The following is a 14,862-nucleotide window of genomic DNA, read 5'->3' as shown; positions in this document are numbered from 1 at the left end:
TATGCAGATGCTTTTTTCTCGTTATTCTTTTGAAAGGAATTCATTTGTTTCTGTATGGAACGGCACGTTACCCGTCAACGCATCAAGACGATGAAAGTCGGATTGAATCGCTTCAGGGTCACTTCGGCGCGCGTTTCGTACCGTGGCCGTTCCGACCGGATGATCGTTGAATCCAGTCGTTAAATCAAACGTCCGATTCGACAGCCGATCAGTAAAATAACGATCGTGGGAGACGAAGAGGAGCTCACCAGGGAAAACATCGAGGGCGGCTTCGATTTGTTCACGAGTCGCAAGGTCCAAATAGTTCGTTGGTTCATCGAGAATAAGCAAGTGAGCACCAGAAAAATACAGGCGTAAGAAAGCAATCCGACATTTCTCACCCATACTGGCGTCGGAAATCGACCGGTAAACATCATCGCGACGGAATAAAAAACAGGCGAGCAACGTCCGGGCGTCCGTCTCACTCATCGTGCCGTACTCAAGTAATGCCTCTAACAACGTACCTGATGTCGGTAAGTGGGAAAGGGATTGTGAAAAATAGCCGGTCTTCAATCGAGGATGACGGATTATGTTCCCTTGATGAGGAGCATATTCGCCCTCGATGAGACGCAGTAAGGTCGTTTTTCCGCTTCCATTCGGTCCGATGACAGCAATTCGGTCACCATGTTCTACCGTAAACGAAACATCCTTTAGGATCGGTTTCGTCTCATGCATGAAAGAGACACGTTCAAACGAAATCAGTCGTTTCGCACGAATCGCTTCATGTTCGAATGCGACGTGAACAGTCGGTGCAACCTGTGGTTTTTGTACACGATCCTCGAGTAGACGCTCGAGTTGCTGCTCTTTTGCCTTGACCTTCGTCGCATGTTTAGCAGCCTTCTTTTTCGCATAGGGATCCCGTTCACTCGCTTGATTCGAGGCTTTTTGATGCCATTGCCGATAACCCTGAATCATGCGTGTCAGCTCTTTACGTGTGCGTTCTTGTTTTTCGTACGCTCGTTGTTGCGACAGAGCTTGATGTTCCTTTTGTTCTTTATAGGACTGATAGTTTCCGCTGTATCGCGTTGCCCCTGATTCAGATAATTCAATGACGGCATCAGCCGTTGCGTCGATGAAAAATCGTTCGTGTGAGACGTAGAGAATCGAGGTCCGTGACATGTTGACCCATTCCGTGAGCCACTCGAGTGTCTCTTGATCCAGATGATTCGTCGGTTCATCGAGAATGATGAAATCAGGTCGTGACAGAAGCAGGCAGGCAAGTTGGAGGCGCGTCTGTTCACCACCGCTTAAACTAGATGCTTTGTGTGTCCAGAGTGCTTCCTCTAATTTGACTTCTTTTAAGACGCGTGTTGCATCTGCTTCAAGCGAGAAGGCGTCCTGATCGAGTGCTTGTTGATAGATCGTCAAGTCACCATTCATGGCATTAGCGCGAAGTTGATAACGAACCGCATCCGCTCGTTCGACGACATCAAGAACGGTGTGATCGCCCGCTACGAAGTGTTGTGATAGTAGACCGAGTTTTTTGTAATGACGCCTGATCGAACCGTCAGTCGGCTGAAGTTGGTCAGCGATCAAGTGTAACAGTGTCGTTTTTCCGATGCCGTTCGGACCGATTAAGGCGACATGTTCACCGGTATGAATATGAAAAGAAACGTCCGAGAAAAGACGTCGTTCGTCGTAGTCCATCGATAGGTGTTGGATCGTAAGTGTTTCAGTAGGCATAAAAGCAGCTCCTTTAGTGTTCATTTCCGATAAGATGAAATGAAAAACACACCATCCGAAGCGAGCGGATGGTGTGCCAGAGTGTAACTCAAAGAAGGTGCTGGCCAGAGGTTGGTCACACCGAAAAAGAGCAGACTCGTAGCGTCAGACATCCGCAACTGCATTGCGAAAGAGATGATTTCATTCATCAAGCGACGTGTACGAGTGATTGCTTCATTTCGGTGTTGTACCTCCTGTTCATAGTCTATGCCGTCATTGTAACAAACTGGAAACGTTAACACAAGTACGATTCAAGTAAGGTTTGCGCAGTATCCGTTTCTTCTGATGAAGGGGGAAGCACATCAGTTAACGGATATGCAAGACCGAGGTTTTCCCACTTATAGACACCGAGCTGATGATACGGGAGTACTTCGACGCGCTCGACGTTTCCGAGCGTCCGGATGAACTCGCCGGTCTGGCGGAGGAAATGTTCTGACATCGTAATACCTGGAACGAGGACGTGGCGAATCCAGACGGGAATGTTTCGCTCGGCTAGGTGTTTTGCGAAGGCGAGTGTATTGGCGTTACTCCGTCCAGTCAAGACGCGACAAGCGGCATCGTCGATATGTTTGATATCGAGTAGTACTAGATCCGTCGCATCGAGAATCGCATCGATGTTTTTCGGGACGACGGATCCCGCGGTATCGATGACCGTATGCAGTCCATGGCGTTTTGCTTCTGTTAAAGCAGCCTCCAAGAATTCTGGCTGAGCGAGCGGTTCACCTCCAGAGAAGGTGATTCCGCCACCCGTGGCCTCGAAAAAGGAGCGATAGCTGATCGCTTCTTTTACGACTTCGTCTGCTGAGACACGCCGTCCGCAACCGAACTCCCATGTATCCACGTTATGACAGTATTGACATCGTAGTGGACATCCTTGCGTAAAGACGATGAATCGAATGCCAGGACCATCGACTGTTCCACATGATTCAACGGAATGGATCATACCATAGGTCATCCTGCTCACTTCCTTTCACATACTACACATCATTTTAGAGAGAACCGTGGAACGTTCGATTGATGACATCGATCTGTTGTTCACGCGTCAGTTTAATGAAGTTGACGGCATAACCGGATACCCGAATCGTTAACTGTGGATATTGTTCTGGATGCTCCATGGCATCGAGTAACGTCTCACGGTCAAAGACGTTGACATTCAAATGGTGTCCTTTTGAAGTCGTACCACCCATATATCCGTCAAGTAATCCGACTGTATTGCGAATGCGTGTGGCTTCATCCTTACCAAGTGCTTTTGGAACGATCGAGAACGTGTAGGAAATCCCGTCGAGCGCATGTTCATATGGTAATTTTCCGACAGATGTCAGTGCGGCGACAGCTCCTCTAGTGTCACGTCCATGCATCGGGTTAGCACCCGGTGCGAATGGTTCACCCGCACGGCGTCCATCTGGCGTATTTCCTGTTTTTTTACCGTAGACGACGTTTGAAGTAATCGTCAGGACAGACTGCGTCGGAAGGGCATTGCGATACGTTGGATGTTTACGGATTTTCTCCATGAACAGTGTGACGAGATCGACCGCCATCTGATCGACCCGTTCATCGTTATTCCCGAACTTCGGAAACTCGCCTTCGATCTTGAAATCAACTGCAATCCCATCCGCATCTCGGATTGGACGAACTGTTGCGTAACGGATGGCAGATAGACTGTCAGCGACGACCGATAAACCAGCGATACCGCATGCCATCGTCCGTAAGATTTCCGGATCATGTAAAGCCATTTCAATCCGTTCGTAGCTGTACTTATCATGCATGTAGTGGATGACATTCAGTGTGTTGACGTACAGTTCTGCGAGCCAATCGAGTTGACGATCATAAGCCGCCATGACGGTTTCGTAATCGAGTACTTCATCAAGCATCAATGGACTTGCTGGGGCGACTTGAATTTTGAGCTTCTCGTCCATTCCGCCATTGATCGTATAAAGTAATGCTTTTGCCAGGTTTGCTCGCGCACCGAAGAACTGCATCTGTTTCCCGATTTTCATCGCGGAGACACAACAAGCGATGCCGTAATCATCTCCATAAACCGGTAACATCAAATCATCGTTTTCATATTGAATCGAGCTTGAAACGATCGACATCTTCGCACAGAATTCCTTGAATCCGCGTGGAAGCTGAGTAGACCAGAGAACGGTTAGATTCGGTTCCGGTGCCGGACCAAGTGTCGAGAGAGTGTGTAAGAAGCGGAATGAACTTTTCGTGACGTTTGATCGTCCATCTTCACTCATTCCACCGATTGATTCCGTTACCCACGTCGGATCACCTGAGAATAGATCGTTGTAGTCTGGTGTCCGTAAGAACTTAACGATCCGAAGCTTCATGACGAAATGATCGACGAGTTCTTGTGCAGTCTCTTCCGTCAAGCGACCAGCCGCAAGATCACGTTCGACATAAATATCAAGGAACGTCGAGACTCGACCGAGTGACATGGCTGCCCCGTTTTGCTCTTTGATGGCAGCAAGATAGGCAAGATAGACCCACTGGAATGCTTCTTGTGCTGTTTCTGCAGGGCGGGAGAGATCGAAACCATAGCGAGCTCCAAGCTCGGTCAATTCCGTTAATGCGCGCAACTGTTCATTCATCTCTTCACGGTCGCGAATCATCGATTCAGATAAGAACCCGCCACGTGCCTTTAAATCCTTCTTACGTTCTTCGATCAAGCGTGCCGTTCCGTACAAAGCAACACGGCGATAGTCACCGATGATCCGTCCGCGACCATAAGCATCAGGTAATCCGGTGATAATACCGGCTTTACGTGCAGCGCGCATTTCAGGGGTATAGGCATCGAAAACCCCTTGGTTATGTGTCTTCCGGTACTCGCTGAAAGTTTTCGTGACGGTCTCGTCTGCTTCAAAGCCATACGCAGCTAGGGCATCATTCACCATCCGAATCCCACCGTTCGGATGAATCGAACGTTTAAACGGTTCGTCTGTCTGTAAACCGACGATTTTTTCAAGTGAGCGATTCAGATACCCTGCATCATGCGAGAGGATCGTTGATGGTGTTTTAGCATCGACGGCATATACACCACCACGTTGTCGTTCTTCATTCGTCAGCTGTAGAATTTGTTGCCAGAGACGTTCCGTTGCTTGCGTCGGACCGACTAAAAAGTGATCATCTCCTGTATATTCCGTGCGGTTGAGTCGAATGAAATCTGCGACATCGATCGTCTTTACCCATTCACCAGACGTAAAGTTCGTCCAAGCACTCGTTTTTTCTAATAACATGGATACCACTCCTTTAATATTGAGCTAATCATCAGTTCCTTATGTGAATAGTGTAACAAAAGGAAGGGGAGATTCCCTTTACGTTCATGTGAATGTTTTAACAAGTGGACAAACGTTGATATGACGGGCTTTCTTTACTTCTGTATTCATATGAAAATAGTTTGAAAAAAACAGTTTTAGATTGCTAATTCAAGGTTTTTTGGAAACTGTATGAGTTGATTTGAAAAAGATTCACTAGAACAGTTGAAACTGTGAGGAATGTCACGCTACGGTGCCTTGTATTTTTAAGACGTATCGTTGACAATGAAAAAGGGAATATAGAACGTGGAGGTGTGCCAAATGGAGTATGTATCATTAACACAACAAGGAGAGTATCAGTCGGGAGACTGGGTCTCGCTGAAAATCGGATCGGACGGTTCAACGCGAACGGGAATGATCACGGAATTCGAAAATGATGGATTCTGGATTCGATTTGAAGATGATTTTGATTATGAAGACTTTATCGGCTATGATGAATCGTATTGGATTGCGCTTGTTCGTCGTCCGGTTGACGTAAAAGCGACGTATGCGAGTCTTGCGGAGTACCCGGCACTCGCTGCAGAATTACAGGATCGTGTCATCCAAGGATTCGAAATTTTAGAAGAAGAAGCCGGTGAAAGCGAGATTCGATTCCATATTCGATTGCTCGACGCAGGAAATGAATATACACAGACATTACGGGGATACCGTGATGCATCAGGAGATCATGTCGAATACGTAACGGCATGATGGAATTAAGAGAGTAGGAGAAATCGTTATGAACTTTACAAAACCATTTTTACAGGAAGCATGGGAACGCGCACGCTTTACGGAGTTGATGCCTGTTCAAGAACAAGCGATTCCGTTGTTGCGCGAAGGAAAAGATGTCCTGGCGGAAGCGCCGACAGGAACAGGGAAGACGCTTGCCTATGTCATTCCAGCTTTAGAAAAGATTGAAGTAGAAGAACCACACGTGCAAGTCGTGATCACGGCACCAACACGGGAACTCGTCATGCAAATTCATCAAGTCATTCAATTGTTTGCTCAAGGAAGTGGTATCAAATCCGGTGCATTCATTGGTGGTGTTGAATTAAAACGACAATATGAACGATTGAAGAAAAAACCACAAATCATCGTCGGAACGCCAGGGCGTCTCGTTGAGTTGATTGATTCGAAGAAGCTGAAGATGCATAAGGTGAAATTGATCGTCTTGGACGAAGCGGATCAAATCTATGAGAGTGGTATGAGTGACTCGGCGACGCGGATCGCAAACAGTGCACTACGCGATCGACAACTGGCATTCGTCTCAGCTACATTACCGGAACGGACAGCAGAATGGGGACGGACGCTTGCGAATAATCCTGAGACAATTCGTGTTGAGCGTGCCGTCAGCACACAAGTGACATTCGGTTATTTGGAGACTTCACGTCGTCAGAAGCCGGAATTGTTACGTCGTCTGGCGAACATGCAAGGATCAAAAGTACTGACATTCATTAATAACCGTTCCTTCCTCGGACCATTGAATGGCGAGTTGAGTAAATTCTCATTGAAATACCGGATTTTAGACGCTGAAAAAGGCAAACGAGAGCGGATGGAGACATTGCGTTCTTATAAAAAGGGAGAGTTTCCTTTACTCGTCACGACAGGTCTTGCGGCACGTGGGTTAGATATCGAAGCAGTCACGCATGTCGTCCATTATGATTTGCCGGAGTCGCTTGACGATTTCGTACACCGTTCAGGTCGGACGGGACGTGGAAACGCGAACGGAATGGTACTTGCTCTTGTTACGGATCAAGACTTAAAACACTTAAAAACACTTGCGAAGCAAATGGGCGTCGAGATGGAAGCGATGGAAATTTACCGTGGGGAAGTCATTCCAAAACGTGAATTCACAGCACCTCAGACGATTAAACGACCGGCTACTCCTCACCGGAAAGGGCGATCGAAATGAAGAACGATCGAAAAGTAATTCCGTTTCCGACGACGGTTTCTGAAGCGGAAATGAATGCAGCCTTGAAGAAAATGTATCAAGAAGCAGCGACAGCGCGTAGTACGGATTGGGTCGCTTTCATTGAAGAGATTGCGACGGAGGGACGTTGGTATTTAAAAGATGCTGAATTGTTCCGGGACTTATTCGTAGATTGGGCAATCTTCTATGAGACGGATGATCAAGGAAAAACGCCGCACGGTCGTTTTCTTGAGCAGGTCAAAGAAGAGTTATCGCCTAGCCTCTACCGCGCCTTGCGTGGATTAGCGGACCCGATGCCTTCGTTGTTTCAAGTCGAGGTGGATGGTGTCGTTGATTTAATGTCAAAACAGACGTATCAAACGGATTTGTCTGAGATTGAAGTCAAACCAGGTGATTTGTTGATTGGAAAACTGCTCTACATTTCTGGGAAATGGCGCTTTGCGATTGCCTATATGAAAGTAGCGCGCGCACTGGTACCAGAAGTCCTCGCTTTGTTGACGGACTTCGTGGATGAAGTAGGAGAAGACGCGTTGCTTCGTCAGTATCCAGAATTTTGTGCGGAATTGATTGACTTACTCCTCGATATCGAAGAAGGCAATATTGCACCGAGACCAGAAGAATAATCGAAAAAACCTAGAATACATGACCCGATTATGGTCAACGTATTCTAGGTTTTTTTCATGAATCTGCTCGATATAGGGCGACATCGTTTTTATCCCGATGTTTCACGCGATACATGGCAAGGTCGGCTTGCTTTAAGCATGTTTCAAGATCAGCCTTATGACACGCGGTCACACCGATGCTTGCAGAAACGAATAAGGATTGTCCTTTATAAACGTAAGGACGTCTTAAAAAGTGTAAGAAGGATTTACATTTTCGACGTAAGGACAGTTCATCATCGGCTTGTAAGAGGATCGCGAACTCATCTCCACCAAGTCGATACACCTGTTCTAAAGAATTCGTATGCTCGCTCAATCGTTTCGCGACTTCGATCAATACGTAATCACCTGCTTCATGACCATACGTATCATTGACTTGCTTAAAACCGTCTAAATCGACTACCGCAAGATAATTCATCTCGAGGAGATGGTTTGAAAAATCTCGCTCCAACGAACGACGGTTTCCGATACTTGTCAAGGCGTCATGGTAGGCGTGGTATTCGATCCTTTTTTGCCGGAGCTTTCGTTCAGTGACGTCATGTAAAATCGTGAAACGCCCCATCGAGGTGGCAGCAATCTGAATCGGAATATCAATGATCTCATACTTTCTGTGTTGTTCATCTTCATGCTCATCGATATCTGTCTCAAGTGTTTCTAATAAGTGACGCATCGTACGAGGAATATGTTCAATCGTCATGTCGGGTAAATGAAACAGACGTTGGGCAGCTAAATTTGCGTATAGTGCCGTTCCGGATTGATCGAGTCGAATCATCGGGTCAGGATGACCGAGAAAGAGTGGGATGACTTGCTGTTCACTATCTTTGATTTGTTGTTTGCGATGTTCGATGCGTGAAGCGAGTTGTTCATTCCGTTCGTGTAATTGTGCAACGATCAACCTATGCTGACGAGCAATCAAGATTTGTCGAATGATTAGTAAAACTAAAATGATGAAGATATCGAGCTTCCCGCCTTCTTGTTCCACCATATAGTGAATGAATAAAGGAACGGCCAGTAGAGGGAGCCAGGAACGGGGAATGACTTTCGTTCGAGTGGTTCCTTCTTCAATATGATCAATATGCCATAAAATAGCTGCACTTTGCGCCAAACGGATCAAGATCGGGAAAAACAATAGATAATTTGCTGAGAAGTCCGGGAAATAAACACTTGAGACTTCGTAGATACCGCGAATGAAAATGGATAAGAACAATAAGAATAATGCCATTCTTGATACCCAATGAGTTTCTTGAATGAACGTGAAATAGAAGAAGACGAATAAACCGAGTGATGTATTCGTAATGACGATGATGGCATAAGGAACAGTTTGCAGTCCCGGATTCGTCAATTCATTGAGGACATGAAACGCAACAAGTGCTACGAAAACGACGATGATCGCGGCATCGACGAAAGCGACCACGTGTTGTCCGAGTGTCCGTTTTGTGATGATTCGGTAAAAAATCGCGTATAAGAATACGTAATGAGATATTGAAAATAAAATCAGGCTATAAATAGATGGAACTGGAAAGTCTTGATCGAAGAAATGTAATGTCTCAAGAACGGAACCGATGCAGGTTAAAACCAGTGATCCTAAAGCGATCAGCCAAAACTTTCGTCTGGGTACGACCAATGTTTGTTCCTTACGATAAGCAGTAAGAATAAAGTAAGCAATCAATCCAAGAGAGGCATACTGTAGTACTTGTTCAAAGATCCGATTAGAAATGGAAGGAGTCCATGTAGCAAGGATCATTAGAGCAAAAGATATGACGAGCATGGCAGGAAACCAACGGATGAAATAGTTCGATTTAAGCATGGACTCCCTCCTAACGTTTAATTTGAGTAGCGAACAAAAAATTGTTTTTTTCGGTCTTCTTAATATGGTACATGGCTTCATCTGCTCGAATCAATAATTGTTCACAGCTTTTACCAACTTCAGGGTATAAGGAAATTCCGATTGATGGTGTGACTTGAAGCGTATGTGTCTGGATGTAGAACGGATGATTTAGAACTTCGAGAACGTGTTCGGCAAACTGACGTGTTTCCGAAGCAGATGCCTGAATGAAGATCAAGAACTCATCTCCTCCAAGACGTGCAACGAGATCAGTTGACGTCGTCATCGATTGAAGGCGGCTCGCCGTCTCTTGTAACACGAGGTCACCAACATCATGCCCATAAGTGTCATTGATTTGTTTGAAACCGTCTAAATCAATGAATAGTAAGGAGCCGTATTCTAACGTCGGCAGAGTCAGATAAAGTTGTTCCTCGAAGTAACGCCGGTTTGGCAAATGCGTGAGCGAATCATAGTACCCCATACGTTCTAGCCATACTTCCTGTTGATAATCTTCCGTGATATCCGCCAAGATGGCGAAATAGCGTTGTTGATCCGGGATATCGATGATTGTCGTATTCAAAAAGATTTCCGGATGTTCCTCCGTGGCCGGTACATGTAGCAAGTGAGAGGGACAAATCAGCTGCGCTTGTTGAAGCAATGGAATGAGTCGATCAAGTTGTAGCCGTTGGCTCGGTCCGAGCGGTAAATTGCTCCATCCAGCTTCGACAGCAGCTGGATTGACAGATCGAATCTGATACGTAGCATCGATTTCAAGAACAATTTCTGGATAAGATAGAAAAAGCGATGTTAGTTCCTTTTCCCTTAACTGTAAGAGTGCTGTCTTTTGATGGACAATGTCTTCTAGATTCGTTTGCAGTGCTGTTGTTTCCTGTAACAACAGCAGATTTTCCTGATATGAAAAAAGCTGTCGTGTTAAAAATAATAAAAACGTAATGCCGACGGAAAGTGAGAAGAAGGTTTGGGAGACAGGGAAGAATGTAATATAGAGAATCAGTACAGATAATAAGATGTACGACATCAAGGAACGCGTAAGTGTTTCGACCCGAATAAGAGTTGCTTGTTGTTCATGACTGATGGGAAGAGCGCGAGTATTCATGAAGGCAAGGGTGAAGAGTCCGCTGAGTGGGTATAGCGGAAGCAATAATCCAGCTATTCGCGGTTCACCGTTCAATAACAACGTATAAAAAATAAAGTTCGTCATACCGAGCACGAACGTTCCGAGTACTAGGAAGAGGAACCCTAATCTCGATACGTTTCGCTTTAGTCCAGAAGCATAAAGTAAGAAAAAGAACAGCGTCAACAGAATCGTCAAGAAGGCATAGAAGGTCCAACTGATTTGCTCGAGTACCGTTCTAGTATAAGAGGGGACAAAGCGGAAAATAGCGATGTATCCAGCAATCATTGATACAGTGAACAATGTTAAAGAATCAAGAATCAATAATTTTTGTTTTTGAAACAAAGTCAAATCCAACTGCCGAAATAAGAAGATGACCATCATCGTTAAATGAACCGTATAAGGCAGATCTAATAAGACGTTCAGGTTAACAGCGTTCCATTGAAAAAGACGACCAATCATATTGAGGAGATCGCCTAGAAAATACGAGAAAAAGGCGACCGATAACCATTTATATGGAATGGAAGATTGTTTGAAAGCCTTCGATTGACTAAGTAGGAAGATGACGAAAGAACCGACTAGACTAATGATCGCTGAAAGTTGTAACGAGCGATCTTGTGGCAATAGCCATAGTAGGGTGTACGTAACAACTAAGTAGAATGCGACGGTAGGGTAGATGTTTTGAACGATCCGTTTCACCGGAACTCCTCCTTTCGCAAGCCTTCCATGAAAATGAAATATGCTATAACATTACCCGATATCTAGTTTGAATTCACATTTATTTTCAGATTTAAAATGAAAATAAGAGGCAATTCCCATTTCATGAAAAAAGCGGGGTTCTTCTTTAAGGAAGAACTCCGCTTATCGAAATTATTGATTAGATTGACGATAGTTTTCAAATGCCTCGATTTTTTCAGAAAGGTACGTCCAATACTCCATCCGTTCTTCAAGCATCGCTTTCGTTTTTTCAATGGCTTGATACAGTTCATTGACTTTACCGAGATTGCTTCCTGCCGAAGCAAGTTCGGCTTCTAATTGCTCCAGTTCTGCCTCACTTTCTTCGATTTGTTGTTCAATGATTGCCCAATCTTGTTGCTCCTGATAACTTAGTTTCTTTGGCGTCTCTATCTTTGGTGCTGTAGCAACCTCAACCGTCTTTTCAACAACGATTGAGGGAACGGGTGCTGTCATTTGCTCAAGATAGTCTGTATATTGTCCATAATAAAAGACGACATTCCCGTCTTCAAATGCAATCAAGCGATTGACGACCCGGTCGAGGAAGTAGCGATCGTGGCTGACCGTGATGACGGTGCCTGGGAATGATTCTAAATAATCTTCGAGTACGGATAACGTCTCAGTATCCAAGTCGTTCGTCGGCTCATCAAGGAAGAGGACGTTTGGTTCTTCCATCAAAATTGTCAACAATTTCAGACGTCGTTTTTCGCCGCCGGACAGCTTACCGATTTGTTTATATTGGGCTTCCGGTTTAAAGAGAAACTGTTCGAGCATCTGACTTGCCGTGATCTCCTCGCCAGCGAGTGTCGTGATGACTTTTGCGATTCGTTCGACCTCATCGATGACACGGCGTTCGGGATGCGTGAATTCGGCAAATTGCCCATAAAAGCCGATCTTCACCGTTTCGCCGTGAATGATTTCACCGGTTGTTGGTTCTAAGCGTTTCGCAAGGATTGAAAGAAGTGTTGATTTTCCGCTCCCGTTTCGCCCGACGATACCATACCGTTCTTTCCGTCCGATCAGAGCGTTAAACGATTCAAAAAGAGTCCGTTCACCAAATCGATGCGAGACATCATGCGCTTCGATGACTTTTTTACCAAGACGGGTCGAACCGACCTGTACTTCGAGTGTTGATTCTTCTTCCTCGTACGAGAGGTCTTGTAAAGCATCCACGCGCTGGATCCGCGCTTTTTGTTTCGTCGTCCGCGCCTTTGCTCCGCGACGCAACCAGGCGAGTTCGCGACGGAGGATGTTTTGACGTTTTTCTTCCATAGAAGCTGTCCGTTCACGACGTTCGGCACGTTTTTCAAGAAATGATTCATAGTTTCCGACATAGAAATAAGCTGTACCGTTCGCGATCTCCATCATATGATTCGTCACACGATTCAAGAAATAGCGATCGTGGGTGATCAGTAGAATCGCACCACGGTATTCCTTGATTTGAGTTTCAAGCCAGCTGATCGTTTCGGCATCCAGTTCGTTCGTCGGCTCATCGAGCAGGAGAAGATCGGCTTCATCGAGTAAAGCTTCAGCGAGTCCGACACGTTTGCGTTGTCCTCCGGAAAGCGAGCCGATCAACGCGTTCAAGTCGAGGATACCGAGTTTGTTTAAAATCATTTTTAAGCGTGATTCCGTGTCCCAAGCTTGCGCAGCATCGACTTCTGTCTGAGCAATGATGAAGCGATTGAGTAACGTTTCACTCGTCGGATCTTGTTCGAGTGCTAGACGCGCCGTTTCATAGTGACGTAAGGCGTTAATCGTTGGTGTATCACCAGACAATAGTACTTCCATGACCGTTTGGTCTTCCGGATAATCGGTCGTTTGCGATAGCAAGCGGATCCGATAATCATTCGGGTGATGCATCGTACCAGCGTCTGCCGTCTCTTTACCTGCCAAGATATGCAGGAGAGTCGACTTACCGGTACCATTGACGCCGATGATGCCAATCCGGTCGCCAGGTGAGACGGAGAATGTCACATCTTCGAAGACGATTTTATCGGCAAATTCTTTTTTGAGATTTTCTGCTTTCATTAACATATTAGACACCTTCTACAATCTGTTTGATTTGCTGTTCGACTGTCTGGACGAGTTCTTTTTGTGTCATCGTGCTCGGATCAATCGAGGGTAAGATTGTGACTTCGACCGTAGCCGGACGAATCTTACCCGTTTCCTCCATGACACGGTAACTACCTGAAATCGCGACGGGAACGACGCGTGCGCCACTTGATGTCGCAAGGGTAAAGCTTCCCGCTTTGAACTCCGCCATCGGTCCGCCTTTAGAGCGTGTTCCTTCCGGGAAGATGATCATCGATTGTCCGTCCTTGATCGTCTCGACACCAGAACGAATCGCTTTCAGCGATTGGCGTCGATCTTTTCGATCGATCATGACACATCCCATCAGATTCATCCAAACATTGACGATTGGAATTTTATTCACTTCGATTTTTGAGATGAATGCTTTCGGTTTATCGATTGTTCCAAGTAGAATCGGAACATCGAAGTTCCCTTGGTGATTCGAGATGAAGACGACGGGTTCGTTTGCCGGGATATGCTCACGACCCGTCACGTTGACACGAACGCCAGCGAGTCGGAGAAGAGAGTTTGCCCAGACGCTCGCTACACGCTGAACGAATGCATAGCGCGCGAGATGCGTTCGACGTTTTGCGCTTGGTAAAAACGGTAAGGTACAGGGTAAGACAAGTCCAAAATAAATGAACCAAATGACAGTACGGATCATGGTGAAGTGACAGCTCCTTTTTTCATTGCTGATGTTATTGTACAAAAAAAGACCGGGCGTCGCACCCAGTCTGCGTGATTATTCCCAGTAACGAGGCTCAGATTCCTCTTCGCTTTCTCCAAGTTCAAAGGTGAGGCGACGTGTCGTCGGATCAACAGAGAACGTGGCGTTCGTATTGTCGATCTGTTTGATTTCCATCGTTTCCTCATCCAAAATGAGAGTCAAGCGGACCTTATCTTCGTGATCTACGAGCAGTACGCCATCTTCCTTCAACCATAAATCGATGACAGGAGAGTAGCGAAGTGTCCAACCGTTTGATAAAGGGATTTCGTTCATAATGAATCTGTTCCTCCTAGGTGATGAAATCGTGTTCTTTACTTATCATGCTGGTCTGTCGCGGAGAATGCAAGTGGTGTACTCGAATCTCGATGAGGATAGCCGATTTGATAAGATTGTTCTCGTTTCTTCATCCGTTCGTACTGTTTTTTGACACGACGGTGTTGAATGTATTCAATGTAAGTCAGATAGGACGTACGGATCAACTGGCGGATCGATGATAGTGACAGACAAATCGCTAGTGTAAAGACGAACACACCGATCGAACTCGTATAATAACCGGTAACAAAACTTAAGTATGTAGTGATGAGACCCGTAATCGTCGTAAATAAGTAGAAGAGCACGTCCGTTTCCTCCTCAAAAATTAAAATGATGCATGTTCATTTAATTCGAGGTCAAACGCAATTTTCCTTTATCGTCCTGTAAATGTCCGGAAAAAATAAAAAAT

Annotated in this window: 13 protein-coding genes; 3 read left to right on the top strand and 10 right to left on the bottom strand. The window is 45.6% G+C overall.

The genetic code is table 11. The annotated features are described in order from the left end of the window. Nucleotides 1-21 precede the first annotated feature (21 nt). The 4 genes from abc-f to pflB form a co-directional block, all read right to left on the bottom strand. The gene (gene abc-f, locus KNQ14_RS12835; RefSeq protein WP_214861253.1) at nucleotides 22-1,722 is read right to left on the bottom strand and encodes a ribosomal protection-like ABC-F family protein; all 1,701 of its coding nucleotides are present in this window, start codon (nucleotides 1,720-1,722) and stop codon (nucleotides 22-24) included. A gap of 20 nt (nucleotides 1,723-1,742) precedes the next feature. Beyond that, the gene (locus KNQ14_RS12830; protein ID WP_214861251.1) at nucleotides 1,743-1,910 is read right to left on the bottom strand and encodes a hypothetical protein; all 168 of its coding nucleotides are present in this window, start codon (nucleotides 1,908-1,910) and stop codon (nucleotides 1,743-1,745) included. 86 nt (nucleotides 1,911-1,996) lie between these two features. Beyond that, entirely contained in the window at nucleotides 1,997-2,716 is a 720-nt protein-coding gene (gene pflA / locus KNQ14_RS12825) for a pyruvate formate-lyase-activating protein (RefSeq protein ID WP_214861250.1), read from the bottom strand. Nucleotides 2,717-2,750: 34 nt separating this feature from the next. Continuing rightward, complete coding sequence (gene pflB, locus KNQ14_RS12820; RefSeq protein ID WP_055966668.1) at nucleotides 2,751-5,000, bottom strand: formate C-acetyltransferase; 2,250 nt, start codon at nucleotides 4,998-5,000, stop codon at nucleotides 2,751-2,753. 339 nt (nucleotides 5,001-5,339) lie between these two features. Between pflB and KNQ14_RS12815 the strand changes: the two genes are divergently transcribed. Genes KNQ14_RS12815 through KNQ14_RS12805 form a run of 3 tightly spaced genes read left to right on the top strand, consistent with a single transcriptional unit; the run spans nucleotide 5,340 to nucleotide 7,610 of the window. Continuing rightward, nucleotides 5,340-5,768: a hypothetical protein gene (locus KNQ14_RS12815; RefSeq protein ID WP_023467265.1), complete on the top strand. Its 429-nt coding sequence runs from the start codon at nucleotides 5,340-5,342 to the stop codon at nucleotides 5,766-5,768. Between the two features lie 28 nt (nucleotides 5,769-5,796). Beyond that, on the top strand, nucleotides 5,797-6,969 hold the full coding sequence (locus tag KNQ14_RS12810) for a DEAD/DEAH box helicase (RefSeq protein ID WP_023467266.1): 1,173 nt from the start codon (nucleotides 5,797-5,799) through the stop codon (nucleotides 6,967-6,969). Continuing rightward, nucleotides 6,966-7,610 carry a hypothetical protein gene (locus tag KNQ14_RS12805; protein WP_214861248.1) on the top strand — a complete coding sequence of 215 codons (645 nt, stop codon included), beginning with the start codon at nucleotides 6,966-6,968 and terminating at the stop codon, nucleotides 7,608-7,610. The genes KNQ14_RS12810 and KNQ14_RS12805 overlap by 4 nt, the downstream gene beginning before the upstream one ends. Nucleotides 7,611-7,665: 55 nt before the next feature. Here KNQ14_RS12805 and KNQ14_RS12800 read toward each other — a convergent pair whose 3' ends face one another. The 6 genes from KNQ14_RS12800 to KNQ14_RS12775 all read right to left on the bottom strand — a co-directional run bounded on the left by KNQ14_RS12800 (nucleotide 7,666) and on the right by KNQ14_RS12775 (nucleotide 14,758). Further along, nucleotides 7,666-9,453: a GGDEF domain-containing protein gene (locus tag KNQ14_RS12800; RefSeq protein WP_214861246.1), complete on the bottom strand. Its 1,788-nt coding sequence runs from the start codon at nucleotides 9,451-9,453 to the stop codon at nucleotides 7,666-7,668. A 10-nt stretch (nucleotides 9,454-9,463) separates the two neighbouring features. Then, the gene (locus KNQ14_RS16940; RefSeq protein WP_214861244.1) at nucleotides 9,464-11,305 is read right to left on the bottom strand and encodes a diguanylate cyclase domain-containing protein; all 1,842 of its coding nucleotides are present in this window, start codon (nucleotides 11,303-11,305) and stop codon (nucleotides 9,464-9,466) included. 171 nt (nucleotides 11,306-11,476) lie between these two features. Continuing rightward, entirely contained in the window at nucleotides 11,477-13,378 is a 1,902-nt protein-coding gene (locus KNQ14_RS12790; protein WP_214861242.1) for an ABC-F family ATP-binding cassette domain-containing protein, read from the bottom strand. A 1-nt stretch (nucleotide 13,379) separates the two neighbouring features. Continuing rightward, nucleotides 13,380-14,078 (bottom strand): lysophospholipid acyltransferase family protein, encoded by a 699-nt coding sequence (locus KNQ14_RS12785; RefSeq protein ID WP_214861240.1) that lies wholly within the window; start codon nucleotides 14,076-14,078, stop codon nucleotides 13,380-13,382. A 78-nt stretch (nucleotides 14,079-14,156) separates the two neighbouring features. Beyond that, nucleotides 14,157-14,414 (bottom strand): hypothetical protein, encoded by a 258-nt coding sequence (locus KNQ14_RS12780; RefSeq protein ID WP_023467272.1) that lies wholly within the window; start codon nucleotides 14,412-14,414, stop codon nucleotides 14,157-14,159. A gap of 38 nt (nucleotides 14,415-14,452) precedes the next feature. Then, nucleotides 14,453-14,758, bottom strand: coding sequence for a hypothetical protein (locus KNQ14_RS12775; RefSeq protein ID WP_023467273.1), 306 nt, complete (start codon nucleotides 14,756-14,758; stop codon nucleotides 14,453-14,455). Nucleotides 14,759-14,862 lie beyond the last annotated feature (104 nt).

It is taken from the genome of Exiguobacterium sp. s161, assembly GCF_018619045.1.
Taxonomy (GTDB): domain Bacteria; phylum Bacillota; class Bacilli; order Exiguobacteriales; family Exiguobacteriaceae; genus Exiguobacterium_A; species Exiguobacterium_A indicum.
This window is presented reverse-complemented; position numbering and strand designations above follow the sequence as displayed.

Coding starts and splice junctions, on each gene's coding strand:
- pflB (WP_055966668.1), bottom strand. CDS start 5,000: ATGTTATTAGAAAAAACGAGTGCTTGGACGAACTTTACGTCTGGTGAA.
- KNQ14_RS12830 (WP_214861251.1), bottom strand. CDS start 1,910: ATGAATGAAATCATCTCTTTCGCAATGCAGTTGCGGATGTCTGACGCT.
- pflA (WP_214861250.1), bottom strand. CDS start 2,716: ATGACCTATGGTATGATCCATTCCGTTGAATCATGTGGAACAGTCGAT.
- KNQ14_RS12815 (WP_023467265.1), top strand. CDS start 5,340: ATGGAGTATGTATCATTAACACAACAAGGAGAGTATCAGTCGGGAGAC.
- KNQ14_RS12805 (WP_214861248.1), top strand. CDS start 6,966: ATGAAGAACGATCGAAAAGTAATTCCGTTTCCGACGACGGTTTCTGAA.
- KNQ14_RS12810 (WP_023467266.1), top strand. CDS start 5,797: ATGAACTTTACAAAACCATTTTTACAGGAAGCATGGGAACGCGCACGC.
- KNQ14_RS12785 (WP_214861240.1), bottom strand. CDS start 14,078: ATGATCCGTACTGTCATTTGGTTCATTTATTTTGGACTTGTCTTACCC.
- KNQ14_RS12780 (WP_023467272.1), bottom strand. CDS start 14,414: ATGAACGAAATCCCTTTATCAAACGGTTGGACACTTCGCTACTCTCCT.
- KNQ14_RS12800 (WP_214861246.1), bottom strand. CDS start 9,453: ATGCTTAAATCGAACTATTTCATCCGTTGGTTTCCTGCCATGCTCGTC.
- KNQ14_RS12790 (WP_214861242.1), bottom strand. CDS start 13,378: ATGTTAATGAAAGCAGAAAATCTCAAAAAAGAATTTGCCGATAAAATC.
- abc-f (WP_214861253.1), bottom strand. CDS start 1,722: ATGCCTACTGAAACACTTACGATCCAACACCTATCGATGGACTACGAC.